Origin of the sequence: Crossiella sp. CA198 (assembly GCF_052078295.1) — a bacterium.
Taxonomy (GTDB): domain Bacteria; phylum Actinomycetota; class Actinomycetes; order Mycobacteriales; family Pseudonocardiaceae; genus Crossiella.
On sequence record NZ_JBQJIM010000004.1, the window covers coordinates 301,823 to 325,868 of the forward strand.

Genomic DNA, 24,046 nt, shown 5'->3' on the forward strand with positions numbered 1-24,046 from the left:
TTTGGCTGGTGGCTGATCTTTGTCCGCGGCGCGTGGCCTCAGATCATCCCGGCGCGCAGGGCATAGGCCACCGCGTGCGGTCTGCTGGTCAGCTTCAGCCGCTGGGCGAGGCCGGAAACGACGTTCTTCACGGTGCGCTCGGAATAGCAGAGCTGGGCGGCGATCTCCGCGGTGTCCCAGCCATCGGCAATCAACCTCAGCACGTCCACCTCGCGCGCGCTGAGTCCGGCGGAGTTCACGCTCTTGGCCGCCAGCAAATCCCGCTGCATCCGCTCCACGTGTTTGAGCAGTTCGCCGAGCATGGCGGGCGGCAGCACTCCCCCACCCGCGGCGGCCGCGCGCACGCCGTGCACCAGCCGGTCGCCGGTGGCCACCGCCCTGGGCAGCACCGCCACCACCCGGCACTCCACCGCGGCCAGCAGCTGGGATTCCGCCAGCTTCTCCACCACCAGCACCACCGGCGCCCCGTCGTCGCCGGCCACCCGGCGCAGCAACGACAGCAGTTCAGGGGTGAGCGCGTCGGTGGCCACCACCCGGACTTCGGCGGGCGCCGATTCGATGCCCTGCTCCACCACGAACTCCGGCTGGGCGGACAGGGTGCTGACAATGCCTTCGGCGGTGAGCGGATCCGGTGCGTGCACCGTGACGCGAATGGCTCGCACTGCGCTCTCTCCATACCTGTGGGGCAACCGGATCATCTTGGCGGGCACCGGCGCCGAAGACATCAGCCATCGGACACCCACCCCAACGACACCGGGCCAACCTGCGAAAACGGGACTGGTACTGCCTTTCACGGCGGTGACCGCCGACGGTCCACGGTTGTCCGTGGTCGCACCTGCGGAGTACACCCAGTGTCCCCCAGGTGATTCATCCGGCCGCATCGCGTTCGCGGCGGCCAGCTCGCCGAGTTCGGCCGAGCGGCCGACCCACACCTCCGCGGAGACCATGCCCCGCAACCTACGACCTGACCGGGCTTCAGTGCTTTCGAAGCGGGCACCGGAAGGTGGTCATACGGGCATACCGGCCGGTTTTCCGGGCAACCTCGGCGGTTCCGGCACTCCGGTCCGCCGGAGAGTGCTGGACTGCTGCTGGATTGACCGCGGAACTGGGTGGAGGAGAGATGACGAGCAGCGACACCGGGTACAGCGGACTGGCCGGTGACCTCTTCCTGCGCCTGGCCGAGGACGGGCGGCTCGCCCTGGCCCCGGATCAGGCCGGGGCCATCGTGGACGACCTGGTCCGCACCCTGGACTCGGTGCACCTGCTGCTGCGCGGATCCACCGCGGAAGCGCGGGGCCTGGAAGCGGCCCAGCGGGAACTGCCCAAGTACATCGAGGCGTTCCGCCTGGTGCGGGACCGCGCTTCCTAGCCGAGTTCCGGGCCGGTCCAGTCGAGCAGGTCGTGGCGGCCGGTGATGGCCAGTTTGCGGTAGACGCTGGAGAGGTGGAACTCGATCGTGCGGCGGGCCAGGCCCAGCTCCGCGGCGATCTCGGCGTTGCCGAGGCCGCCGGCCGCCAGCCGGGCGATCCGGCGTTCCTGCGGGGTGAGCAGCGCGCGGGCGGCCGGGGCGCGGGCGGGGTCGTCCGGGCTCCCGGCCACCGGCACGCCGCCGCAGCGCTCGAACAGTTCGCGGGCACGGGCGAGCTGGCGGAGGGCTTCCTGCTCCCTGGCGGCGCCCGCCTCGCGCAGGGCCAGGGCCAGGTCGTAGCGGGCGTGCGCCTCCGCCATCGCGGCGCCCGCCTCGGCGAACTGGCGCACCGCCTCGGCGAGCAGGGCCATCCGCATGTCACCCCGGCTGGTCAGGGCCCGGCCATAGGCGCCGAACCCCAGCGCGCGGGCGGTGCCCCAGGCCGAGGCCGCGGTCTGCCCTGCCTTGGCCATGGCCACCGCCTCCTCGTGGCGATCGGACCGGAGCAGGATCCCCACCAGGTCGAATCGCCAGGTGACCAATTCGGTGTTGAGTTCGGCCCAGCCGTCGACCAGCCTGCCGCAGTCCAGTTGCGCGGCCCGCGCCGCCGCCAGATCGCCGTTGGCCAGGGCCACCACGCCCCTGGCGCGCAGCAGCGCCACCGTGTGCGCCTGCTGGGGGAGGTCACCGTCCAGGCCGTAGTCCGCGAGCACCTGTTCGGCCCGCCACAACGCACCGGTGTGCACCAGGGTCTCGGCCAGCAGCGCCGCCGCCTCGGCCACGATCGGCTGGTCCCGAGCCAGGCCGCGTTCCGCACAGTCGACCAACAGACTGTCCATAGTGGACACTGTCGCGCGCAGGTTTCCCTGCCTCCGCATGGCGTGGGCGCGGTACACCACGCAGCCGAAGCGCTGGAGGTCGGCGCCCTCCAGCGGCAGTGCGGCCTCCAGCCGATGGCAGGCGTGTTCGGTGGCCTGGTCGTTCCCTGCCAGCAGCAGGGCGGAGAGCGCGAGCCGGCAGGTGTCCCACTCCCGCCGGAGGTCGGCCGCCACCAGCACCGAGGTGGCCAGCTCGACCGCGTCACCCGCCCGCGGTTCGCACAGCGCCGCCAGGCAGACCCGCACCGCGGCCAGTCCCCGCTCGGCGACCGCACCGGTCAGGCCGGTCTCGGCGAACCAGCTCACCAGCCTGCTCAGCCGGGCCTTCGCGCCGGGCCGGAACAACGCGGACCCGGCCCCGGCCAGCAGCAGCCGCAGTGCCGCCGCCGGATCGTGCCTGCGCACCTGGTCCGCGGCCTCGTCAAGCAGGCGCAGCGCGTCCTCGGTGCCGGGCAGCCGATCGACCAGCCGGTGCAACAGCCCGCAGGTGACCTCGACCTCGGCCGGGGTGTCCGGGCGGCGCAACTCCTGCAGCAGGCAGCCGATCGCCGCCACCGGGTCGGTGTCGAGCAGGATCGAGGCCAGCCGCTGGGCGCAGGCCGCCCGTTCGGCCACCGGCAGCGGCTCGCCCAGCGCGTGCCGCAGGTACTCCGCCGCCGCGGGCACATCGCCCCGGTCCTGGGCCTGAGCGGCGGCGGTGCGCAGCGCCTCCCCGGCCCAGTCCAGCCCGATCGGCCCGATCAGCACCAGCTGGTCCGCGGTCCGCTCGGCCGCGCCAGGCAGCGCGCGCAGCAGCTCGGCCGCCCGCAACCGCACGGTGACCCTGGCGCCCACCGACAGTCCATTCAGGACGGTGTCGGCGGTGTCCTGCTCCTGGAAGGACAGCGGAACCTGGTTGACCAGCACGCCGGCCGCGGTCAGCACGTCCACCGCGGCCAGCACCTCCGGCAGGCTCAGCCGGGCCAGTTCCGCGGCGTCGTGCAGCGGCGCCTCCGGACCGAGCACGGCCACCGCCACCGCCACCGCGCCCGCGTGGGCGCCCAGTCCGTCGAACATCGACGCGGTCGGCGTCAGGTCGTCGGGGGTATCGGCGACCGCGCGCAGGGCCTCGACATTCGGCCCCGCTCGCCTGCTCCAGTGCGTATCCGTCACCGCACACTCCCGCCTCGCGTCGGACTCGATGCTAAGCCAGAAGTCCGGTCGGCAACTCACCGGTGTGTTGGCCGTTGTCGTACCCAGTGTTGGCCGAACTGGCACACCTTTCGGCCAACACACCGTCCACAACGGCCAACACGGGGGCGGGGGTTGCATCTCAAGTCGGTTGAGGTTCCACAGTGGACGATGTGCAGGACAACGAGCGGTGAGCGATGCGTGGCTGGCCGCCGCGCTCGACGTGACCTGATCCCGCACGCGTCGCCGATCACTTCGGCAGACTGGTTCGGGCAGAGGTCTTGCCCGAACAACTCCGGAAGCTCCCGGTTTCCCGGTGCGGCGCAACACAATCGGCCGTCACCTGAACCAACTTCCGGAAGGGTCAACGATGTCGAAGATCAAGAAGGCGCTGGGCGTCGCGGCGGTGGCCGCCGCGCTCACCCTGGGTCTCCCCGCGGGCGCCGCCCTGGCGCAGGACGCCGCGACCGACGCCACTGGCGCCGCCTTCTTCTGCAAGGCCAACCAGGTGGGTGTCACCATGAGTTCGGGCCAGCGGCGCTGCTACGGCCCCTTCCCGGTGGACGCGAGCCGGGGCCCGCTGCCGGTCAAGTGCGTGCACACCGGGCCGAAGGCGGCCGGTTACCGGATCAAGGGGCAGAGCCGGGATGTCCACCAGGGCGCGAACAAGACCAACTGCCGGGGTGGCTTCCTGGTGAAGCTGTACGTCAAGCACCGCTAGTCGCACCCGGTGAACCGAACCCGGCCGCGGCGTGTGTCACGCCGCGGCCGGGCTTCGCGCTCACCTCACCGGTGATCCGGGTTCACCCGCGCCAGGCGTCCGGGCAACCATGAATTCCGGTGGAGGCGTTCGTCCTGGTCCGGAACTTGACGAAGCGCTCCTCGGAGCCGCTTCCCCTGGTGAAACTACCCCGGAACGCCCAGTTCTTGTAGCCGCCGTCGCCGGACCGTCTGAAGGTCCCGTGCACAAAGGCGATGGTCATGAAACTGCCGTTCCTCGTACACTGCTGCGGACGTTCGAGTCGCACCGTGTGGTTCGGGCTCCACTGGAACGTGATGACGTTGTACTTGCCGCCATGCTGCTGGTACATCACCCTGGTGTAGCGGTCCGCGGCGGTTTCCGTTGCCGCCGCATCCGCCGCGGGGGCAACAAGAGTGCCCGATACCGCCAGCAACGCACCCGATAGTGCTACCACAGCCTTCTTGCCACGCAAGCTGATTCTCCCTTCAGGTACTGCCTTCGGGTTTACCGGTCACGCCGATGCAAACAGCAGGTAATCACCGGGGCAAGCACTTGTCTGGACCAATGGACAGGCACGCACCGGCGGGGGCACAGACGGGCAAAAACTCGGTGACCTCAAGGATCGTGGCCTGCCAGTGCGGCCCGTGCCCCGCCATGACCAGCAGCACCCGCTGCCCGGCGCGCAGGGCGCCGCTGCTGATCAAGGCCGAGAGGTTGACGATGTTGTCCGCCGAGACGGCGTGCCCGAGTTCGCCGAAGCTGCTCTGCCACACCCGGTCCATCGGGATTCCCAGCAGCTTGCCGACGATTTTCCAGGCGGAGCTGTTGGTGTTCTGCGGCACCACCCAGTCGATGTCGTCGGTGCTGATCGCGGCCATGGCCAGCACCTCGCGAACCAGTTTCGGCAGCAGCGCGAAGAAGAGCCCGACGGATTCGTCCAGCTCGCTCTCGGCGACCTGGTGCGTAGCCACGAAGCGGAACGCGGCGGTGGTCGCCGACACCCGGCAGGCCGCCGCGCCACAGGAGCGGGCATCACCGGGCAACCGGTCGACGGTGACGCACAGGACGGTGCGCCAGGCCGGTTCGACGGCCAGCAGCTCGTGCGCCAGGCGCAGGGCCTCCAGCATCCCGGTGCAGCCCTGCTGGTTGAGCCCGTGGATCTCGGCGGTGGCCACCACTCCGTACGCGGTTTCCCCCGCGGACCCCAGCGAATAGGTGACACCAGCCAAAAATGTGGAGTTCATTAGTGGCAGAGTGTTATCGGCCCAGCGGCAGGCCGTCCACGAACCTGACCGCGATCTGACATCGCGGTGTCAGAAGGGCACATTCACCGGCCGCGCGTGCAGCAGGTCGACCAGCACGGTGGCCGCCGCGGGGCTCAGGTGCACGATGTTCCTCGCCGTGGCCGTGGTCGCGTTCACCAGTTCGTCCACTGTGTACTCACCGCGGACCAGGAAGCTGCGCGCGCCCGCGGCCAGCAGCTTGGGCACCAGCGGGACATCCGGCCGGTCGATGAGCACCAGCACCGGCGCCAGCAAGGACAACGGGCGCACCAGGTGGCGGCAGCACCCGCCCCGGCGGTTGCGCAGGCTCAGCACCACCACGCCGGGCCGGTAGAGGCGGGTCGCCGGCACGCCGTCCGCGCAGGCGCGCACCGAGTCGACGACCTCCACCCGGTCGCCGAAACCCAGCTGTAGCCGCAGTTGTTCGCACATGGCCGGGTCTCCGCTGATGAGCACGGCCCGTACCCGGCCGCCGCTGCCGAAGCGCATCGGCGGGCTCACCACTCCGGCATGCGCATCGGGCGGAGGGCGATCCGCAGGGTGGCGGAGGCGATGAGCGCGTCCTCGGCGGGCTCACCGCGGAACAACTCGAACCGCGCGGCGCCCGGCCCGGCCGGTGTGACCACAATGGACAGTTCGATGAGTCTCGGCCACACGGGGGATTTCGCCATGTACAGCTCGCTGACCTCGATGTCGGCGCAGCGCAGGCGGAAGAACTCCGCACCGGCGGCCAGCGCGAGTTCCCCCGGCGCGGCGCCGATCGGGCCGCCCCGGCCGTAGCAGTCCCGTTCCGGCCAGGCCGGGGCGGTGATGACGGATCGCCAGGCCAGTCCGCCGTCCTGGCCCGGCGATCCGAGCGGGATGCCCAGCACGGGGTGGGTGGCCGGCTCAGCGGCCACCGGCGGCCGCGTGGCCGTCCGGCGTCTGCCCGCGGATCCGGTTCCGGGGCGGCCAAAAACGTAGTTCAGGTACATCGGCACCTCACACCTCGGTCCTGCCGGTCCTTTCCCAGACAAGCACCGCCGCGATCCGCACCGGCGGACGCACGGGCGGATCTGTCCATCCGACGACCGTTTCTGCCCGAACGACTCAGTTCGCCTCGCCTGGCTCGGCGTTCGCGGGCAGCGTGATCCAGTTCCCCTGCGCCACCGGGATCGAGACCTTGGAGAGGTCCCTGGCGCCCAGCATCGAGGTCACCGCGGACTTCCAGGCGTCCTGGTCGCGGGCGACGTCCTGCTGCTGCACCTCGGCGAAGCGGATGATGCCCTCGGTGTCGATGAGGAAGGTCCCCCGCCGGGCCACGCCGTGCCGGTCGTCGAAGGTGCCGTAGGTGGTGGCCACCTCGCCGTGCGGCCAGAAGTCCGACAGCAGCGGGAACGGGTAGCCCTGCTGACTGGCCCAGGCCTTGAGGCTGAACGGGGTGTCCACCGACACCCCGATGATCTGCACGTCGTACTTCTGGTAGATGTCCAGCTCGTCCCGGAGCTGGCACAGCTCGCCCCGGCAGATCGGGGTGAACGCGCGCGGGTAGTACACCAGCAGCACGTTCTTGTGGCCGGCGAAGGAGGACAGCGTCACCGGTTCGCGATGGCTGTTCTCCAGGGTGAAATCCGGGGCTGGGTTGCCGACTTCGAGTCGCATCACTTCGCCGCCCTTTCCGCCACTGAGGCGCAGACCTGGTCGGGGTCGAGTTGCTTCGCCTGCCGGATCACGTCGTTGAGTGCCCGCGCGCTCAACGAGCCCTCGTGCAGGAAGATCAGCACACCGCCGCGCATCACCGCGACCGTGGGGATCGCGGTCACGTTGAACGCCGCGCCCAGCTCGGGCTGGGTGTCGGTGTCGACGTGGCCGAACACCACGCCCTCGGTGCTGGCCGCCGCTTCGTGGAACACCGCGGTGAAGGCCTGGCACGGCCCGCACCACTCCGCGGAGATGTCGATGACCACCACCTCACCGGACTCCACCGTCGGGCTGAAATTGTCCACATCGAGCGAGATGACCTCGCGATTTCCGTTGGCCACAAACGTCAACCTTCCTGCTACGACCTCACGCCATCGAGGGCTCGGTCAGCTTCTCCACCCGCTCCATGACGTACTTGATCAGCCCCAGCAACGTGCTCTTCACCTCGCCGCGCATCCGCGCGTCGCAGCGGAACACCGGGATCGACGGGTCGATCGCCATCGCCCGCCGCACGTGTTCGAGGGGGTGGTGCAGGATGCCGTCGAAGGTGTTCACCCCGATGACATAAGGGATATTGCGGTTCTCGAAGAAGTCGATCGAGGTGAACGAGTCGGCAAGGCGGCGGGTGTCGGCGAGCACAACCGCGCCGATCGCCCCGCGTACCAGGTTGTCCCACATGAACCAGAAGCGTTCCTGGCCGGGGGTGCCGAACAGGTACAGCATCAGGTCGTCCTCCACCGCGACCCGGCCGAAGTCCATCGCCACCGTGGTGGACCCCTTGTCCGGGATCCGGCTGAGGTCATCCAGCTTGTCGCTCGCGACGGTCATCACCGCTTCGGTGGTGAGCGGCTGGATATCGGAGACCGCGCCGACGAACGTTGTCTTGCCGACCCCGAAGCCGCCGGCCACCACGATCTTCGAGGAGATCACCGGACCCCGCGAAGACATCCTCGGGCGTCCGATTCCAGTGTTGTTCATCTGAGTACGTCCCTTTCCGATCGCACGATCAGTTCGACTGGGCGCCAGCCGTGACCGCGGACGGGCCGTCCTCGTTCACCCGGGTGCCGGGGGTCAGCATGTGGCCGAACCGTTCGACCAGCAGCGTCATCTCATAGGCGATCTGCCCGATGTCGTAACCCGGATCGGCCAGAATGGACAGACAGGAACCGTCGCTGATCGCCATCAGCAGCATGGTGCCCGCGTCCATCTCCACGATGGTCTCGTTGACGTTGCCCGCCTGGAAGCAGCGCGCCGCGCCCTCGGTCAGGCTCACCAGACCGCAGGCGACCGCGGCCAGCTGGTCGGCCCGCGCCTCCGGCAGTGAGCTGGAGGCCGCGATGAGCAGGCCGTCGGAGGAGACCGCGACCCCGTGCGCCACCCCGGGCACCCGGTCCACAAAATCGTTGATGAGCCAGGCGAAATTACCCCGCTTCTCGTCCTTCTCGGTCATCACTTGTCACCACTTTCCGGATAGTTGTTCTCCAGCACCGTCCAGCCGCCGGAGTCCGGCGCGGGCCGCAGCCGGTTTTCCTGTTCCTTGGCCTTGCGCACGCCCTGCTGGTAGCTGGACAGGCGGCTGCGGGTGGTCTGCGGGTCGCGGCTGATGGGGGCGAGGAGAATCGGGGTGGCCGGGACGGGCGCCGCGTCCGGGCCGCCGGGGATCAGGTGCGCCCCCTGCTGCCGCAACGGCAGGCCGTCCTCGGTGTAGGTGTAGCCGTCCTCGTCTCGCACGGTGTCCGCCAGCTCCCATTCACTGTCCACTGTGGACATCTGCTCGTCCGGTGTGGACTCATCCGCCGTCGGGCGCAACGGCACCGCGTGCTGTTGCCGCAGGGCCACCGCTTCCCTGGCCTGGAACCAGCGGGAGGTGGGGCGCACGGTGCCGGGCATGGGCCGGGACTCCGGCGCGGCCCGCTGGGGCACCCGGATCGGCAGCTCACCCGAGACGCCCGCGTGCACCTTGGCGACCACCTCGGCGGAATCCCGCCACGCCTGGCCAGCCCGCACGGGCGTCCTGGACCTGGAGTACCAGGAGGATTGCCGCCGGGAGCTGGCCCGCACCGGCGACTTCGCCTCGGTCTCGGCCCGCCGCAGCGTGGTGGTCACCAGCACCGCGGGGGCGGTGTCCGGTCGTTGCCCCACCGTGGCGCCCGCGCCCTGGGTCAGGCCGCGGCGTGGATCGCCCGGCAGCGCGGCCCGCACCTCGTCCTCCTCCAGCAGCGCGGAACTGGGCACGGTGACCAACGCCGACACCCCCGTGACGTTGTTGCCGCCGAAGAGTTCCACCCGGATCCCGTGCTTGCCGGCCAGCCTGCCGACCACGAGCAGTCCGACCCGGCGGGTGCGCGCGATCTCCTCCGAGCCCAGCCGCCGCAGCTGCCGGTTCACCCGGTCCAGGTCCTCATCCGACATGCCGATCCCGTTGTCGAACACGCCGATGGAGAGTCCATGGTGGCGGCCGAGTTCGGCCTTGACGGTGACCTGCTGATCGGGGGCGGAGAAGGAGGTGGCGTTGTCCAGCAGCTCGGCCACGATCCGGATCAGGTCACCGGCGGCGGTGTTGGACACCCGCACCGCCGGGGTGTCGAGCATCCGGACCCGTTGGTAGGAGCCGATTTCCGAGATCGCCGCGCGGAGCAGGTCGCCGACCGGGACCGGCTCCTTGGTCTTGCGCACCAGCTCGGTGCCGGAGAGCAGCAGGATGTTCTCGTTGTTGCGCCGCATCCGGGTGACCAGGTGGTCGAGCTGGAACAGCCGGTTCAGGTCGGTCGAACAGCGGTCGCCCGCTTCGAGCTGCTCGATGATCTGCAGCTGGCGCAGCAGCAGGGACTGGGTCCGCCGGAACATGGTGACGAAGACCTCGGAGTAGCCGGAGCGGATCTCGTCGTGTTTGGTGGCCAGCTGCACCGCGTGCGTGCAGACCTGCCGGACGTCGTCGATGAGCATGGCCAGCTTGCCGTCGGTCGGGTTGGGCAGTTCCAGGCCGACGCGTTCGGGATCGCGCCGGTGGACGACCTCGCCCACGATCTCCGACAGCCGTCGCCCGGACAGCTCGTCCACCTCGGCGCGCAGGGTGTCCATCGAGCGCCACAACCGCCGCGCGCCAACGGCTATCAGGGCGCCGAGCAGCAGGGAGCCGATCCCGGTGGCCAGCGCGGTCCACCGCGACCAGGGAGTCCCGAACGCGGCGACGGCCACGACGGCGAACTGCAGGGCGCACAGCAGGACGAAGGCGAGCAGCAGCTGCCTGCCCTGTCCTCGCGCCTGTTCTCTGTTCATCGTGCCTCCGTCAGCCGTGGGGTTCAGATGAGCCGGGCGAGCCCGGCGTAGAGGCGCCGCAGCAACTCCAGCGAGGGCAGGCCGCCGGTGGTCGGGCCGGCGATGCTGTGCACGCGCAGGTATCCCTTGTCGATGCCGTCGCTGATGATCGTGCGGGCCAGGCCCAGTGGCGCCTCGATGGCCACCGCGATCTCGGCCACCGACTGCGGCACCGCGCAGGTGCGGCACACCAGCCGTTCGTCCTGGCTCATCTCCCGCTGCGGCAGGGTGGCGTAGGGCCGGGCGGCCGCGATCATGGTCTCGAACTCCAGCTCGTGGCTGGACTCCGACCGGCCGCCGGAGCGGACGTAGGGCCGGATGAGCGGGGCGGTGCGGTCGAGGTCGAGGGTCAGATCGCCTGCCTCGAACCGGATCCCGTCCTCGTGGTCGGCCGCCGGGGCGATCCGGCAGGACCGCCTGGTGCCGGACTCCCCCTCGGTCTCGGCCAGCACCCGGATCGGGGTCACCTCGGTCAGCGCCTCGACCACGACCGGCCGGCCGCCGCCGCGCCCTGGTTCCTCGAACGGGGACCGGTCGCGGAAGTCGTGGTCGGCCCACTCCCCGTAGTCCGCCCAGCCGCCGAATCGGACCGGTTCGGCCCCGTCCGGCCGCTCGCCCGGCAGTGCGGGCGCCCGGCCGCCACGCATCACCGCTCCCCCTGGTGCGCGTGCCGGGCGGCAGTGCCAGGCGCCATCAGCTCCTCGGGCGCGGGCGCCCGCGCGATCCGCTGCCGCTCCCGGTAGGGCAAGGGCACGGTGGCGGACTGGTAGTACGGGTCGTCGGCGATGAGCACGGAGATCCCGGTGGTCTGCGAGGTGAAGTTCGGGGACCGCTGGACCGCGATCGCGGCAGCCGTGGCCAGTGCGACGAGCGAGAAGATCGCGAGTACGTTCGGTCGCATCCCGTGGTCCTTTCCAGTCCGTCAACATGCGCACTACGCCCGCAAGCTCTCGGGCACGGGCTGGACCCGGTCCGCGCCGGTGGCCACCCGCCCGCGCAGCTCGGCGGTGTGCCGCAGCACCGCCGGGGTGTTGTCGAAGCCGACGACGCCGGTCAGCCGGTTGTCCAGGAAGAACCCGGAAACCGTGTGCCCGCCGGGGGTTCCCTGGTCCATCGCCCGGCGCACCGGGCCCAGGGCCGGCATCCCGGCCGCCTGGATCTGCAGGCCGAACTGCTCGGACCAGAAGCGCGGCACCGGTGTGTACGGCAGCGCCCCTTCGCGGCCGCTGAGCAGGCTCTCCGCGGCCGCCCGGCCCATCTCCATCGCGTTGGTCCAGTGCTCGACCCGGTGCGCCCGCGGGCCGAAGCGCAGGTTGGGCCAGCTGGCCACATCCCCGGCGGCCACCACGTCGGTCAGCCCGGCGACGTGGCAGCTCGGCTCGCACACCACACCGTCGGCCAGGTCCGCGCCCGAGTCCCGCAGCCAGGAGACCGCCGGGACCGAGCCGACGGCCACCACCACGTGGCTCGCGGACAGCACGCGCCCGTTGGACAGTCGCAGCTCGACCGCGGACGGCCGCGGCGCCCAGCCCGCCACCTTGGTGCCGAGCTGGAGCTGCACGCCCTTGCGCCGGTGCAGTTCGGTCAGCCGGGTGCCCAGCTCGCCGTCGAGCAGCTCGCCCATCAGTCGCGGGGACCGGCCGACCAGGGTGACCTGATGGCCCATGGCGCGCAGGCTGGCGGTCAGCTCGCAGCCGATGAAGCCACTGCCGATCACCACCACCTGCTCGCGCGAGTTCGTCAGTGCCGTGCGCACCCTGGCTGCGTCGGTGATGGTGCGCAGCACGGTGACGCGGGGGTGTCCGTGGATCCCGGTGGGCAGCCTGCGGGCCTCGACCCCGCTGGCGATGACCAGCCCGTCGTAGTCGAGCACCTCACCGCCGGGCAGGAACACCAGGCGCCGCAACGGGTCCAGCCGGTACGCCGGGGTGTTGAACCGCCACACCACGTCAAGCTGGTGCGCGGGCGCGATCACCAGGTCCCGCTCGCTGAACTCACCGCTGAGGAACTGTTTGGTCAGGGCCGGCCGGTAGGTCGGCAGGCCCGGTTCCGCGCCGAGGATGACGATCTCCCCGTCGAAACCCAGTTCCCGCAACCGTTCCGCGGCGCACATCCCGGCCAGGCCGGCCCCGGCGATGACGATTCGTGGCAGCTCAGTCACGTTTGCCCGCCTCCAGTTCGATCGCGCGGGTCGGACAGGCCCGCGCCGCGGAGAGCACGTCCCGGTTGTGCTCGACCTCGGGGTTCTGCCGGTAGGCCAGGCGCCCGTCCTCGCGCAGCTGGAAGACCTCCGGGGCCTCGGACTGGCAGAAGCCGTAGCGGTGGCAACGCTGGTTGTCCACGCTGATGCTCAGCGGCGCCGCCTTGTCCACCTGCTTCTGCCGTGGACTGCTCGCATCCAGCAGCCCGATCCACACCAGCGCCGCGGCGGGCAGGAACCGCACCGCGGTCAGCGCGAGCGCGGGGGCGAGCACGGTGATCCCGCCCAGCCACACCAGGTTGAAGTTCGCGTTCGCCCAGGCGCCCCACCAGGAATGCGCCACCCCGAGCGCGATCGCCAGGTAGCCGAGCTGGTGGAAGCGCAGCCAGCTGCGGTAGCGCACGATCCGGTGCACCCACGCGGTCAGCATGATCACCACCATCAGGTCGAAGGCGAGGATGCCGAGCGCGTGCCGGAGATAGCCGTTCAGGAACGGGATCACCACCTGGGTGCCGACCACGATCTGCTCGTCGAGCAGGAGCATCGACAGGCCGTGCACGGTCGCGGTGGCCAGGGTGAAGGCGGCCAGTAGGACGTGCCCGGTGCGCAGTGCCTGGTGGCCGGTGACCCGGCGGATCCAGCCGGTGGACACCAGCACGCCCCAGCACAGGGTCAGGCACATGCACAGGTAGGCCAGCCGTCCGGAGAGCGCGGCGACCGCGCGCACGCCGGAGTCGTAGGAGGTGAATCCCTGGGCCAGCAACAGGTCCGCGCTCATTCGATCGCACCCCCGCCCGCCGGGTCCGCGGCCGGTTCCCCGGCCCGCCGCCGCGAGCCCAGCTGGACCAGCAGCAGGGTGGCGAAGCCGAGCACCAGCGCCAGCGCCGAACCGGCCAGCACCGACACCAGCGAGGGCACCGGCTGGTACGGCGAGTCAGTGCCGGAGTGCACCGCGAGCGAGTCGGTGTCCGCCAGTTCGGTGCTCTCCAACAGGGTCATGTGCCGGGCCACGTACTCGGCGGCGAGCTGGGCCATGGTGCGGACGACGTCGTTCTGCGTGGTCGCCCGGACACCGGCGACCTTGAGGTAGACCGTGCCGTGCGCGGCCCTGGTCAGCCGGACGTACCGGCGGTCCCGCTCCGCGCCGGTGGCGGCCAGGATCTGCTCGCGCCAGGCGTTCTGCTGCGGGGTGGCCGTGCCGGGCAGCAGCACGTTCAGCCGGGTGGCCGCCGCCTCGTTGTACTGGTTGAGCTTGTGGTGCTCCTTGGCCAGTTGCGCGCCGACGGCCCGCACCCGGGGATTGGCGCTCTCCCTGGCCATCAGCTCACTGGCGGGCATCTCCCAGAATCCGGCCTGGGCCACCGCGAACAGCATGCCGATATCGGCCGGGTAGAGCGGCCCGAACGGCGCGTCCATGCTGGTGCGCTCGCGCAGCCGCTCCCCCGGCACCGACTCGTTCCACTCGGAGGTGGCGGTGACCCCGCAGGAGCTGACCGTGGTGCACAGGGCGGCGGCCAGCAGAATGCGGGGAACTCCGCCGAGGCGACCGCGAGCGGAATTGCGACCAGCCGCCCAATTCACCTCAACCGATTTCCGCATACTGTCGCCGCCCGTCACTTCACCCGACGAATCGATGTTGGGAGTGCATTAGGCGCTCTTGTCGGCCCGGGTGGAAGTGTTGCCGGCGGCCCTGGGTACAAGTGGGCAATCAGAGTGCACGATGTGACACCGTCACGCTGGACGGCGGTCCCGCTACCTGGGCGTTCGTTCGCCAGGCATGGGTCGTTCCGGGCAGCGCGCGGTCCGCCCGGAACGACCTGCCGCCGCGGTCAGCGGTCGATGTGAATCTTGACCACCGCGCCGTACTTCTGGTACTTCGACTCGTTCTTCCGGAACGTGTGGCGGTAGCGGCTGCCGTCGCCCGGTTCGTATTCGAACCAGCCCTTGTTGTTGCCGGAGCTGAAGTTGGTCACCCCTGGCTGGTCGAGCGAGCGCTTACCCGCATTGGCGAAGCACCTCTTGAAACCGCCGTTGTTGTTCCGGATGCCGATGATGAAGTACTTGTCGACCCAGATCGGGTTGTTGCACTCCGCGACGTTGATTTCGTTGATCGCGAAGGCCGGGGCGACACTGATGGTGCCGAGGCTCATCGCCGACATCGCGAGCACGGTCAGGACACGCGTTCTCATTCTTTTCATCACAGCCTCTTTCAGGTCAGAACACAGCGATGGGGTTGACCGGGACGCCGGTCAGGCCGTGGATACGGGGCGGGGCGATGCTGAGCAGGAAGGTGTGCCGGTTGAGCTGGGCGCACAGCGCCGCGAGGTCGTCCAGTGCGGCCGCGTCGATCAGCGGCATCGCCATCCGACCCAGGCCGACCCCGTGCAGCGGGGACGGGCCGACCGGGTCCAGCGGCGGGTAGGCGTCGCCCCGGTCACCGGCGAAGAGGGCGACTCCTCGGCGGTGCATCCAGCGCACCGCGTCCAGGCTGATGCCCGGGGTCGGCGTGCCGGGAACCGGGGTGCTCGACCAGCCCAGTCGCACCACCAGCGCGTCGCCCGAGCCCACCTCGACGCCTTGGCGCTGCTCGGCCCGCTCGAAGTCCAGCCCGGTCACCGCGTGCCCGGAGGCGAGCGGTCCCTCGTGCGCCAGGTCGAGCAGCACCCCGCGGGTGACGATCCCGGCGGCGAAGGCCGTGGTGGAGGCGTGCGTGACACCGCCGGGGGTCACGGTCTGGGCGCGCGGGCGGCCCGGGTACACCTGGTCGTCGGTCGACCAGTGCGCCAGCGCGTCGAGATGGGTCGAGTTCGCGTGATGGTTGGTGACCAGCATCAGATCCGCGGCCACGCCGATCCCGGTGTGCTGCATCATCTGCTGCACGGGCGAGACGTCCACCGTGCTGGGCGCGAACGGGCTGCTGATCATCGGATTGGGCGTGATCGGCAGGGCCAGCGAGGCCCACCGGCCGATCCGCACCTCCGCCGCCGCTCGCACCCGCACCTGGTCGGTGATGAGGTTGAGCGTGCCCAGTTCGTCCTCGGGTCCCCATCTGCCCCAGTTGTCCGGGAGTTCGGGGTCGGTCGCGGCGGTCATGGCAGGCGCCGCAGCAGTTCCGCCCACGCGTCCTGCGGGGTGGGCAGTTCGGCGATCCGGACCGCGGCCTCGCGGGCGGCGTCCCGGTAGGCCGGGTCGGTGAGCACGGTGCCGACGGCTTCGGCGATCCGGTCCGTCTCGTCCGGACCGAGCACGATCGCCGCGCCCGTGCCGGCCGCGCCCTTGGCCACGAAGGGCTGGTCGGCGAGCACGGGCTGGATGACCATCGGCAGGCCGTGGCTCAGCGTGGCCGAGACCGTGCCCGCGCCACCGACCGTGACCACCGCGTCGACCGCGGGGAGCAGGTCGGCCAGCGAGGTGAACCCAACGAACCGGACGTTCTCCGGCGCATCCGGCACCGGCTCGGCGGTGACCAGGATCTCGGCGTCCACAGTGGACACCGCAGCCAGCAGCCGGGCCAGGTGCGCCTCGGGGTCAACCACGGTGCCGAGGGTGAGCAGCACCCGCCGCCGGTCGCCGCGCTCCAGCACGGCGGGTTCGGCGCCCGGCGGTCGATGGGCCCTCGGGCGCATGGGGATCCGGTTCTCCGCGAGCACGTGACCTTCCAGATGCAGCAGTGACGGCACCGCGTCCAGCAACGCCAGCGGGGGCGACGGCGTCAGGCCCCGCGACTCGGCCTGGAAGGCAAACCGTTCCGCGAACCCCTCGTGCATCTCCGGCGGCATCGTCGTAGTGATGTTGAAGAACGCCCAGGGCACGTCGAGGACCGTGGCCACCAGCGGCGCGATCAGGTCGGCGACGTCGGAGATGATCAGGTCCGGCTGGAACTCCTTGGCGACAGCCAGCACCTCCTCGAAGCACAGGTCGACCCTGGTGTCGGCGCACAGGGCGATCACGCCGGCGGGATCGCTGATGTCGGTCATGTCTATCGACCAGCCCCGCCGCTCGTGTTCGGCGGCCAGTTCCGGCCAGTCCGCGCCGACCGGGATGAACGGCAGGTCTCCCACGACATGCGCCTTCGAGGCCGCCGTGGCCACCGCCACCTCCGCGCCCGCGGCACGGGCGGCGACCGCGAAGGGGAGCAAGGGGACGAGGTGCCCGAACGCGGGCAGGCTGGAGAACAGAACTCTCATACTTGTCAACATACGCAAGCCATCCGGGTGAAAAGGTTGCTCAACGCCAGTTTCGCGTGACCAGTTCCCGCCATCATTCACCTTGTCCCCCAACGACTTCCGGGCAGCATTCAGCCGCGGTCCTTTGTAGACATTCTGGATGACTTCTCAGTAGGTGATCAGTGGCTTGATGACGTTGTCCTTCTTGTTCCGCATGATGTCGAAGGCCGTTTCCGCCTCGGTCAAGGGAAAACGGTGCGTGGTCATCGGGGTGGGATCCACCCTTCCGTTGGCCAGCAACCGCATCAGCCGGGTCATCCGCTCGCGGCCGCCGGGACACAGGTCGGTGGTGATCTTCTTGCCGGCCATGCCCAGGCCGAAGGCGTCCAGCGGGATCGACAGCGTGGGCCCGTCCGCACCGTGGTAGCCGATGTTGGAGATCGTGCCGCCGGCCCGGGTGGCGCGGATGCAGCCCTCCCAGGTCGCTTGCGCGCCAAAGGCTTCGATCGCGGAGTCGACCCCGCCGCCGGTCAGCGCGAGGATCTCCGCGGCCGGGTCGGTGCGCGCCGGGTCCAGCACCAGATCGGCCCCGAACCGCTTGGCCAGCGCGGCTCGTCCGGGGATGCCTTCCACCGCGATGACGAGCCCGGCGCCCAAGAGCCGCGCGCCCAGGGTGGCCGAGAGGCCCACCGCGCCCTGGGCGAACACCGCGACGGTGCCGCCGATCGGGATGTTGGCGTTCTCCGCGCCGACGAAGCCGGTGGAGAGCATGTCGCAGGCGTAGACGGCGGCCTCGTCGGAGAGTCCGTCCGGGATCGGCGCGAGGTTGTAGTCCGCGTCGTTGACGTGGAAGTACTCCGCGAGGTTCCCGTCCTTCCTTGCGGTGTAACGGTATGCGCCCAGCGGGCCGCCGCACTGGGAGGTGAATCCGCGCTGGCAGTAGTCGCAGGTCCCGTCCGGGGTGATGGCGTTGACGGCCACCCGGTCCCCCACCGCGACCGAGCTGACGCCCGCGCCGATCGCGTGCACGACACCGACGCTCTCGTGGCCCAGCAGGCGCCCGTCGGGCACCGGCACCGCGCCGAGCACGGCGTGCACGTCCGAGGTGCAGATGAGCGAGGCCGTGGTCCGGACGATGGCCTCGCCGGGACCGGCGGCCGGGATGTCTCGTTCGACTAGGCCGACCTCGCCTCGGCCGAGAAAGGCAAGGCCGCGCATTCGATCAGTCATGCTGGTCTCTCCACAATGGACTTGAGGCGGCAGACAACGCCCGTCTGCTTCAGACTAGACACGGACCACGGGCCGGAGCGGGCACAGCCGCGGTTCCAGCCACCCGGCGGGGGTGTCATCCAGCCGGGTGGGGGGTTGTTCCGGACGCATGAGGGATGCGTGGCGCCGGTTGGCCGAGCGAGGCTGGGCCAGGTGACACAGGCGGTGAGGCCTGACTCGCCCTGGCGGCGGCTGTGCCACCTGTCCCGAAGGAGACTGTTCATGTTCCACCGGACGCAGAGCGCATTTGGTATCAGTGACCCCTCCGTCGAGACCTGGCTGGACGCACCGCACGCCGTGCCCGGCAGGCCGCTGACCGGACAGGTCTACCTCCAGGCCGGTTCCTCGGCGGCCCAGATCAGCCGGATCGTGCTGTCGCTGGTCACCGAGGTCGAGAGCGAGCACGGGCCGGGCAGCACCGCGGAGTTCTTCCGGCTGGTGCTGCAGCAGGACATCGAGGTGTCAGCGGGTGAGCTGGTCATCCTCCCGTTCCAGCTGCCGGTGCCGTGGGAAACGCCGATCACCGCGGTCGGCGGCGCGCCACTGCCGCGCACGGCCGTGGGGCTCCGGACCGAGCTGATGGTCGCGGGCAGGCCGGACCGGGACGATCTCGACTGGGTGCAGATCAACCCGATGTCCATCCAGGACACCGTGCTGGAGGCGTTCACCCAGCTCGGCTTCTCCTTCCGCGAGGTCGGCGTGGCCACCGGCCGGGTGCCCGAACTGCCCCAGGAAATGGGTTTCTACCAGGCATTCGCGTTCGCCTCGCCCGCCCCGTTCGCGAACCGGGTGGACGAGGTCGAACTAATCTTCGTGCCGAGCGAGCACGAGCTGTGCGTGCTGCTGGTCGCCGACCGGCGCGGCGGCGAGTTCCCGCACGGCGACAACGCCTTCGGCCACTTCCGGATGTCGCACCAGGAAGCACAGGCCACCAACTGGCCCGCCCTGCTCTCCGGCTGGCTAACCCTGACCGCCCAAGCCTAACCACCCACGCACCGTGTTGGCCGTTATGGACGCCGTGTTGGCCGTTGTGGACGGTGAGTTGGCCGTTGTGGACGGTGAGTTGGCCGGGCGGCGTACCAGTTCGGCCAAGACTGCGTACGACAACGGCCAACACGCCGGCGAGTCACCGACTCTCCCGCCTCGGCGAGCCGGGTGGTCGCCGGGGCTGGTGCTGGCCACACTGGACCGGCACAGGACCCGCAAAGGAGCGTGGCGTGATTCGGGTGATCGTCGTGGACGACGAGGAACTGGTGCGATCGGGCTTCCGCCTCATCCTCCAGGCGGCCGGGGACATCCAGGTCGTCGCGACCTCGACCGGCGCGCAGGCCGTGCGCGAGGTGACCGCGCACCGGCCCGATGTGGTGCTGCTGGACATCCGGATGGCCGATGTGGACGGACTCACCGTGCTCCGCCAGCTCCAGGGCCTCAAACCACCGCCGGTGGTGGCCATGCTGACCACCTTCGACTCCGACGAGTACATCGCCACCGCGCTGCGCTCCGGCGCGGCGGGCTTCATCCTCAAGGACACCGCGCCCGACCAGCTCGCCCAGATGGTCCGCACCGTCGCCGCGGGCGGCGTGGTGCTCTCCGCCAAGGTCACCCGCACGGTGGTGGAGGGCTACCTCGGCGCGGGCAGCGACGCCGAGGCCGCGGCCGCGGCGCTGACCGAACAGCTCACCGAACGGGAGCACGCGGTGCTGGTGCTGATCGCCGAGGGACTGTCCAACACCGAGATCGGCGCCCGGATCCACGTCAGCGCCAGCACGGTGAAGGACCACGTCAGCGCCATCCTGACCAAGCTGCGGGTGGGCAGCCGGGTGCAGGCGGCACTGGTGGCCGAGCGCGCGGGCCTGCTCAGCACCGAGGAACCCCGATCATGAAAAACCGGCTGCACAAATGGCTCATCGACCTCGCCGTGCTGGCGGTCACCACGGCGGAGGTGATCCTCACCGCGATCACCGAGCCGAGCCCGAACACCGGCGTCGGCGTCGTCGCCGTGCTCGTGCTGGTGCTGCGTCACCGCTGGCCGTTGCCGGTCTTCCTGGTGACGCTGCCCGCGGTGGCGATCGTCGATGTGTTCATCCCGGCGGTGGTGGCGCTCTACTCGGTCTCCGTCCGGTACCGGAACTGGTGGCTGCTCGGCGGTTGCGGGCTGGCCCTGATGGTCGGCCTGTTCTTCCCGCTGCCCGCGCCAGGCGAGGAGGTCTCGGTCTCGGGCCTGGTGCTGGAGGGCATCGACTCGCTGATGACCGCGGGCGGCCCGATCCTGCTCGGCCGGTTCCTGCACACCCGGCGTGAACTGGCGTTGCGGCTGGCGGAGGTCAAGGAGGCCAGGGAGTACGAGCGGCAGCTGGACGCCCAGGTGATCCTGACCAAGGAACGCAACCAGCTGGCCAGGGAGATGCACGACGTGGTCTCGCACCAGGTCAGCCTGATCGCGGTGCAGGCCGGGGTGGTCACGGTGAGCACCGCCGATCCCGCGGTGCGGGAGGCGGTGGAGCACATCCGCACCCTGTCGGTGAACACCCTCGACGAATTGCGGCACATGGTGAATCTGCTGCGCGCCTCCGGCACCCCGGAATCCGAACTCTCGCCCCAGCCCACGCTGGCCGAGCTGCGCAGGCTCATCGACAACAGCGGCATCGACACCCAATTGGTCGGCACCGCTCCGGCCGGTATCGAGGCGCCCATGCAGCGGGCCATTTACCGCACCATCCAGGAGGCATTGACCAATGTCCGCAAACACGCTCCCGGGGCCAAGGCCACGGTCGAGTTCCGGCGTGATGACAGCGATCTGACCGTCACGGTCACCAACACCGCGCCCACCCGGCCCGCACTCGCCCTGCCCAGCGCCCAGCACGGGCTCGTCGGCCTGCGGGAGCGGGCCGCGTTGCTGGACGGCCGGTTCCACGCGGGTTCCACCCCCGACGGCGGATACCAGCTCCGACTGCGACTTCCGCTCACCTGACGGTCAGCGGAAAACAATTCCGAATAACGAAGATCAGGCGTACGACATTCAGTTCGTGCCGCCGGGAACAATACTGTCCGAAATGGAACGAAGTAGTCATGGTCTATGTCCGCACCAATCACCCCGGGCTGAGTGCCGCGGACCGCCAGTTGTTCCGGCGGTTCGGGTGGGGACCCGCTCGCGTGGTGCCACGCGAGCCGCTGCACGAGGTGATCGCCCGGCAGGCCGCCGCGGCCCCCGGTGCGATCGCGGTCGAGCACGGCGAGCAACAGCTGACCTACGGCGAACTCGACCGCAAGGCCGATCGGCTGGCCGCGCGCCTGGTCGAGCAGGGGGTGCGGCCGGGCGAGCACGTGGCGCTGGTCGTGCACCGCGGCATCCCGATGGTGGTAGGCATCCTGGCCACCCTCAAGGCGGGCGCGGCCTATGTCCCGCAGGACGCCAGGATCCTCCGGCCCTCGACGCTGCGGCACATTCTCGCCAGCACACGGGCCCGGATCGTGCTCACCCAGTCCGACGAGCCGGTGACCGTCCCCAGTGGACACCTCGGCATCGACATCGACGTGATCATGGCCGAACAGACCGAGTTCACCGCGCCCCGGGTGGAGGTCACCCCGGACCACGGTTGCTACGTCCTGTTCACCTCGGGCACCACCGGCACCCCCAACGGCGTTGTGGTCACCCACGCCAACGTGGCCAACCTGCTGCGCACCGAGCCGGGTGATCTCGGCATCCGGCCGGGCACGGTGGTCGGGCAGATCCTCAACATCGCCTTCGACCTGGCCGCCTGGGAGATCCTGGGCTGCCTCGTCCACGGCGGCACCCTGCTCATCCGCGGCGAGGACATCCAGGAGATCGCCCGCCGGGCACACGTCCTGATCGCCACGCCCACGATCCTGGCCGCGATCGACCCCGCGGACTGCCCTCGGGTGCGCACGGTCGCGGTCGCGGGCGAGCCCTGCCCGCGCCCGCTGGCCGACCGCTGGGCCAGGACCACCGCCTTCTACAACGGTTGTGGCCCCACCGAGGTCACCATCGTCAACACCATGCAGCGCCACCACCCCGGCGCCGAACGCCTGACCATCGGCACCCCCACCCCGAACAACACCGTTTACATCCTGGACGAGCACCGGCAGCCCTGCCCGATCGGCGCGGTCGGCGAGCTGTGGGCCGGCGGGGACTGCGTGTCAGCGGGCTACCTGGCCAATCCCGGCCTCAACGCCGAGCGCTACGCACCCGATCCGTTCCTCGGCGACGGCCGAATGATGTTCCGCACCAGGGATCTGGGCCGGTGGACCCCGGACGGCGAACTGGAACACCTCGGCCGCACCGACGACCAGGTGAAGATCCGCGGCTTCCGGGTGGAGCTGGACTCGGTGTCCGCGGTGCTGGAGCGGGTGCCCGGCTGCACCAGGGCGGCCACGGTCACACTGGACGATCGCACGCTGGTGTCCTTTGTCCAGCCCGAAACCGTCGACCCGGCCGCCGCACTGCGCGCGGTCGCCGAGGATCTGCCGTACTACTGCGTTCCGGCCGCCGTGCACCCCTTACCCACGCTGCCCACCACCGACCGAGGCAAGATCGACAAGGCGCTGCTGCTGCGCATCGCACGCGGTACGGGGGCGGTGGCATGACCGCGCTGGTGAACGACATCGTGCTCCCGGAACCCCTGCCGCTGCCACGGCGGATGTGGAAGAACCCGCGGCTGATGCACCACAACCGCCTGGCCGCCACGGTGCTCCTGGTCAACCTCGTCGTGCTCGGTTTCGCTTTGCCCGGTGGGATCTCCGCCGACTTCGCCGCCAACGCGGCGCTGGCCAACTTCGCGCTGGCCATCCTGATCCGCCGCCAGCGCCTGATCAACCTGCTGTTCCGGCTGGCCACCGCGGCGCCGGTGACCTGGCCGCTGCGGGTGCGCTGGCTGCTGGGCAAGGTCTACCACTTCGGCGGCCTGCACGTCGGCGGCGCGGTAACAGGCACGTTGTGGTTCCTCGCTTTCACCGGCCTGAGCACCGCCGCGGGCGCACCGGCCGCCGTGCTGGTGCTGACCTACGCGCTGGTGGCCCTGTTCCTCGCCATGGTGGTGCTGGCACTCCCCCGGCTGCGCGCCAAGTCGCACAACCACTTCGAGCTGATGCACCGCTTCGGCGGTTGGACCTCGCTGATCCTGTTGTGGGCACTGACCATCACCCGTTCCGTCTATAGTGGACAGTCACTGGTGAGCACCCCGCAGTTCTGGGTGTTGGTAGCGCTCACCGCGGCCATCCTCGCGCCGTGGACCCGGTTGCGCCGGGTTCCGGTGACCATCGAACGGCCCTCGCCGCACGTGGCCATCGCCCGGTTCACCCACGGCCGCAAGCCCTTCGCCGGTTCCTCCACCGCGATCAGCCGGTCCCCGCTGCGGGAATGGCATTCCTTCGCCAACATCCCCGCCCCCGGCGAGCACGGCTTCCGGCTGACCATCTCCCGCGCGGGCGACTGGACCGGCCGCTTCATCGACGACCTGCCCTCGCACGTGTGGGTCAAGGGCATCAGCACCGCGGGCGTGGCCAACATCGAGACCCTGTTCCGCCGGGTCGTCTACGTCGCCACTGGCAGCGGCATCGGTCCCTGCCTGCCACACCTGCTCGCCCAGCAGGTGCCCGCCCGCCTCGTCTGGGCCACCCGCAACCCGCGGCTGACCTACGGCGACGGGCTGGTCGAGGAGATCCTCGCGGTGCAACCCGAGGCGCAGATCTGGGACACCGGCGAACACGGCAAGCCCGATATGGTCCGCCTCGCCTACGCCGCCTACCGCGACTTCGACGCCGAGGCGGTCATCTGCATCTCCAACAAGAAGCTCACCTGGCAGGTGGTGCACGGCCTCGAACGGGTGGGCATCCCCGCCTACGGCGCCATCTGGGACTCCTGATGGCATCATCAGGGATACTGAAATCCTGGCGCGCGGTGAGAGGATGGGCG

Annotated in this window: 26 protein-coding genes and 1 pseudogene; 7 read left to right on the top strand and 20 right to left on the bottom strand. The window is 70.3% G+C overall.

Going from position 1 to position 24,046, the window contains the following annotated elements:
• Positions 1–38: 38 nt before the first annotated feature.
• Positions 39–698 (bottom strand): helix-turn-helix transcriptional regulator, encoded by a 660-nt coding sequence (locus ACTOWY_RS08465; RefSeq protein WP_441309131.1) that lies wholly within the window; start codon positions 696–698, stop codon positions 39–41.
• Positions 699–1,120: 422 nt separating this feature from the next.
• On the opposite strand from ACTOWY_RS08465, the gene ACTOWY_RS08470 reads away from it, so the two are divergent.
• A complete protein-coding gene (locus ACTOWY_RS08470) occupies positions 1,121–1,369 on the top strand; it encodes a hypothetical protein (protein ID WP_441309050.1) in 249 nt (82 codons plus the stop codon).
• Here the strand turns inward: ACTOWY_RS08470 and ACTOWY_RS08475 are convergent.
• Entirely contained in the window at positions 1,366–3,438 is a 2,073-nt protein-coding gene (locus ACTOWY_RS08475; protein ID WP_441309051.1) for a LuxR C-terminal-related transcriptional regulator, read from the bottom strand. The genes ACTOWY_RS08470 and ACTOWY_RS08475 overlap by 4 nt on opposite strands.
• 388 nt (positions 3,439–3,826) lie before the next feature.
• Between ACTOWY_RS08475 and ACTOWY_RS08480 the strand changes: the two genes are divergently transcribed.
• Complete coding sequence (locus ACTOWY_RS08480; RefSeq protein WP_247765040.1) at positions 3,827–4,177, top strand: hypothetical protein; 351 nt, start codon at positions 3,827–3,829, stop codon at positions 4,175–4,177.
• An 82-nt stretch (positions 4,178–4,259) separates the two neighbouring features.
• Here the strand turns inward: ACTOWY_RS08480 and ACTOWY_RS08485 are convergent, their stop codons facing one another.
• The 18 genes and pseudogenes from ACTOWY_RS08485 to ACTOWY_RS08570 form a co-directional block, all read right to left on the bottom strand.
• Positions 4,260–4,670, bottom strand: coding sequence for a hypothetical protein (locus tag ACTOWY_RS08485; protein ID WP_441309052.1), 411 nt, complete (start codon positions 4,668–4,670; stop codon positions 4,260–4,262).
• A 64-nt stretch (positions 4,671–4,734) separates the two neighbouring features.
• Complete coding sequence (locus ACTOWY_RS08490) at positions 4,735–5,442, bottom strand: 3-oxoacyl-[acyl-carrier-protein] synthase III C-terminal domain-containing protein (protein ID WP_441309053.1); 708 nt, start codon at positions 5,440–5,442, stop codon at positions 4,735–4,737.
• A gap of 69 nt (positions 5,443–5,511) precedes the next feature.
• Positions 5,512–5,982 carry a hypothetical protein gene (locus ACTOWY_RS08495; RefSeq protein WP_441309054.1) on the bottom strand — a complete coding sequence of 157 codons (471 nt, stop codon included), beginning with the start codon at positions 5,980–5,982 and terminating at the stop codon, positions 5,512–5,514.
• The gene (locus ACTOWY_RS08500) at positions 5,979–6,380 is read right to left on the bottom strand and encodes a hypothetical protein (protein WP_441309055.1); all 402 of its coding nucleotides are present in this window, start codon (positions 6,378–6,380) and stop codon (positions 5,979–5,981) included. Before ACTOWY_RS08500 ends, ACTOWY_RS08495 begins: the two co-directional genes overlap by 4 nt.
• Before the next feature lie 286 nt (positions 6,381–6,666).
• Positions 6,667–7,122, bottom strand: a pseudogene (locus ACTOWY_RS08505) (peroxiredoxin); the annotation flags it as partial.
• A complete protein-coding gene (locus ACTOWY_RS08510) occupies positions 7,122–7,502 on the bottom strand; it encodes a thioredoxin family protein (RefSeq protein WP_441309056.1) in 381 nt (126 codons plus the stop codon). The pseudogene ACTOWY_RS08505 and the gene ACTOWY_RS08510, both read right to left, overlap by 1 nt.
• A gap of 25 nt (positions 7,503–7,527) precedes the next feature.
• Positions 7,528–8,139, bottom strand: a complete 612-nt coding sequence (locus ACTOWY_RS08515; RefSeq protein WP_441309057.1) for a GTP-binding protein — start codon at positions 8,137–8,139, stop codon at positions 7,528–7,530.
• 28 nt (positions 8,140–8,167) lie between these two features.
• On the bottom strand, positions 8,168–8,611 hold the full coding sequence (locus ACTOWY_RS08520; protein ID WP_247765047.1) for a roadblock/LC7 domain-containing protein: 444 nt from the start codon (positions 8,609–8,611) through the stop codon (positions 8,168–8,170).
• Positions 8,611–10,440, bottom strand: coding sequence for an ATP-binding protein (locus ACTOWY_RS08525; RefSeq protein ID WP_441309058.1), 1,830 nt, complete (start codon positions 10,438–10,440; stop codon positions 8,611–8,613). The genes ACTOWY_RS08520 and ACTOWY_RS08525 overlap by 1 nt, the downstream gene beginning before the upstream one ends.
• A 23-nt stretch (positions 10,441–10,463) precedes the next feature.
• Positions 10,464–11,126, bottom strand: a complete 663-nt coding sequence (locus tag ACTOWY_RS08530; RefSeq protein WP_441309059.1) for a DUF742 domain-containing protein — start codon at positions 11,124–11,126, stop codon at positions 10,464–10,466.
• Positions 11,126–11,380: a hypothetical protein gene (locus tag ACTOWY_RS08535; protein ID WP_441309060.1), complete on the bottom strand. Its 255-nt coding sequence runs from the start codon at positions 11,378–11,380 to the stop codon at positions 11,126–11,128. The genes ACTOWY_RS08530 and ACTOWY_RS08535 overlap by 1 nt, the downstream gene beginning before the upstream one ends.
• A 33-nt stretch (positions 11,381–11,413) precedes the next feature.
• Positions 11,414–12,640 (bottom strand): NAD(P)/FAD-dependent oxidoreductase, encoded by a 1,227-nt coding sequence (locus ACTOWY_RS08540; protein WP_441309061.1) that lies wholly within the window; start codon positions 12,638–12,640, stop codon positions 11,414–11,416.
• Positions 12,633–13,457: a 4Fe-4S domain-containing protein gene (locus ACTOWY_RS08545; protein ID WP_441309062.1), complete on the bottom strand. Its 825-nt coding sequence runs from the start codon at positions 13,455–13,457 to the stop codon at positions 12,633–12,635. The genes ACTOWY_RS08540 and ACTOWY_RS08545 overlap by 8 nt, the downstream gene beginning before the upstream one ends.
• A complete protein-coding gene (locus tag ACTOWY_RS08550; protein WP_441309063.1) occupies positions 13,454–14,260 on the bottom strand; it encodes a DUF4142 domain-containing protein in 807 nt (268 codons plus the stop codon). The genes ACTOWY_RS08545 and ACTOWY_RS08550 overlap by 4 nt, the downstream gene beginning before the upstream one ends.
• Positions 14,261–14,508: 248 nt before the next feature.
• Complete coding sequence (locus ACTOWY_RS08555; protein WP_441309064.1) at positions 14,509–14,838, bottom strand: beta/gamma crystallin domain-containing protein; 330 nt, start codon at positions 14,836–14,838, stop codon at positions 14,509–14,511.
• 55 nt (positions 14,839–14,893) lie between these two features.
• The gene (locus ACTOWY_RS08560) at positions 14,894–15,772 is read right to left on the bottom strand and encodes a cyclase family protein (protein ID WP_441309065.1); all 879 of its coding nucleotides are present in this window, start codon (positions 15,770–15,772) and stop codon (positions 14,894–14,896) included.
• A complete protein-coding gene (locus tag ACTOWY_RS08565; RefSeq protein WP_441309066.1) occupies positions 15,769–16,866 on the bottom strand; it encodes a glycosyltransferase in 1,098 nt (365 codons plus the stop codon). The genes ACTOWY_RS08560 and ACTOWY_RS08565 overlap by 4 nt, the downstream gene beginning before the upstream one ends.
• Before the next feature lie 147 nt (positions 16,867–17,013).
• The gene (locus tag ACTOWY_RS08570) at positions 17,014–18,075 is read right to left on the bottom strand and encodes a zinc-binding dehydrogenase (protein ID WP_441309067.1); all 1,062 of its coding nucleotides are present in this window, start codon (positions 18,073–18,075) and stop codon (positions 17,014–17,016) included.
• A gap of 261 nt (positions 18,076–18,336) precedes the next feature.
• Here ACTOWY_RS08570 and ACTOWY_RS08575 point away from each other — a divergent pair, with 261 nt between their 5' ends.
• The 5 genes from ACTOWY_RS08575 (at position 18,337) to ACTOWY_RS08595 (ending at position 23,996) form a co-directional block, all read left to right on the top strand.
• Positions 18,337–19,098, top strand: coding sequence for a sporulation protein (locus ACTOWY_RS08575; protein ID WP_441309068.1), 762 nt, complete (start codon positions 18,337–18,339; stop codon positions 19,096–19,098).
• Between the two features lie 233 nt (positions 19,099–19,331).
• Entirely contained in the window at positions 19,332–19,997 is a 666-nt protein-coding gene (locus tag ACTOWY_RS08580) for a response regulator (protein ID WP_441309069.1), read from the top strand.
• A complete protein-coding gene (locus ACTOWY_RS08585; RefSeq protein WP_441309070.1) occupies positions 19,994–21,085 on the top strand; it encodes a sensor histidine kinase in 1,092 nt (363 codons plus the stop codon). Before ACTOWY_RS08580 ends, ACTOWY_RS08585 begins: the two co-directional genes overlap by 4 nt.
• A 185-nt stretch (positions 21,086–21,270) precedes the next feature.
• On the top strand, positions 21,271–22,719 hold the full coding sequence (locus ACTOWY_RS08590; protein ID WP_441309071.1) for an amino acid adenylation domain-containing protein: 1,449 nt from the start codon (positions 21,271–21,273) through the stop codon (positions 22,717–22,719).
• Complete coding sequence (locus tag ACTOWY_RS08595) at positions 22,716–23,996, top strand: hypothetical protein (RefSeq protein ID WP_441309072.1); 1,281 nt, start codon at positions 22,716–22,718, stop codon at positions 23,994–23,996. The genes ACTOWY_RS08590 and ACTOWY_RS08595 overlap by 4 nt, the downstream gene beginning before the upstream one ends.
• Positions 23,997–24,046 lie beyond the last annotated feature (50 nt).

Bases quoted from the DNA above. Each gene is read 5' to 3' on its own strand.
- ACTOWY_RS08530 (WP_441309059.1), bottom strand. From the start codon at position 11,126: ATGCGTGGCGGCCGGGCGCCCGCACTGCCGGGCGAGCGGCCGGACGGG.
- ACTOWY_RS08515 (WP_441309057.1), bottom strand. From the start codon at position 8,139: ATGAACAACACTGGAATCGGACGCCCGAGGATGTCTTCGCGGGGTCCG.
- ACTOWY_RS08575 (WP_441309068.1), top strand. From the start codon at position 18,337: ATGTTCCACCGGACGCAGAGCGCATTTGGTATCAGTGACCCCTCCGTC.
- ACTOWY_RS08570 (WP_441309067.1), bottom strand. From the start codon at position 18,075: ATGACTGATCGAATGCGCGGCCTTGCCTTTCTCGGCCGAGGCGAGGTC.
- ACTOWY_RS08480 (WP_247765040.1), top strand. From the start codon at position 3,827: ATGTCGAAGATCAAGAAGGCGCTGGGCGTCGCGGCGGTGGCCGCCGCG.
- ACTOWY_RS08535 (WP_441309060.1), bottom strand. From the start codon at position 11,380: ATGCGACCGAACGTACTCGCGATCTTCTCGCTCGTCGCACTGGCCACG.
- ACTOWY_RS08555 (WP_441309064.1), bottom strand. From the start codon at position 14,838: ATGTCGGCGATGAGCCTCGGCACCATCAGTGTCGCCCCGGCCTTCGCG.
- ACTOWY_RS08565 (WP_441309066.1), bottom strand. From the start codon at position 16,866: ATGAGAGTTCTGTTCTCCAGCCTGCCCGCGTTCGGGCACCTCGTCCCC.
- ACTOWY_RS08470 (WP_441309050.1), top strand. From the start codon at position 1,121: ATGACGAGCAGCGACACCGGGTACAGCGGACTGGCCGGTGACCTCTTC.
- ACTOWY_RS08560 (WP_441309065.1), bottom strand. From the start codon at position 15,772: ATGACCGCCGCGACCGACCCCGAACTCCCGGACAACTGGGGCAGATGG.
- ACTOWY_RS08595 (WP_441309072.1), top strand. From the start codon at position 22,716: ATGACCGCGCTGGTGAACGACATCGTGCTCCCGGAACCCCTGCCGCTG.
- ACTOWY_RS08585 (WP_441309070.1), top strand. From the start codon at position 19,994: ATGAAAAACCGGCTGCACAAATGGCTCATCGACCTCGCCGTGCTGGCG.
- ACTOWY_RS08545 (WP_441309062.1), bottom strand. From the start codon at position 13,457: ATGAGCGCGGACCTGTTGCTGGCCCAGGGATTCACCTCCTACGACTCC.
- ACTOWY_RS08525 (WP_441309058.1), bottom strand. From the start codon at position 10,440: ATGAACAGAGAACAGGCGCGAGGACAGGGCAGGCAGCTGCTGCTCGCC.
- ACTOWY_RS08465 (WP_441309131.1), bottom strand. From the start codon at position 698: ATGATCCGGTTGCCCCACAGGTATGGAGAGAGCGCAGTGCGAGCCATT.
- ACTOWY_RS08490 (WP_441309053.1), bottom strand. From the start codon at position 5,442: ATGAACTCCACATTTTTGGCTGGTGTCACCTATTCGCTGGGGTCCGCG.
- ACTOWY_RS08520 (WP_247765047.1), bottom strand. From the start codon at position 8,611: ATGACCGAGAAGGACGAGAAGCGGGGTAATTTCGCCTGGCTCATCAAC.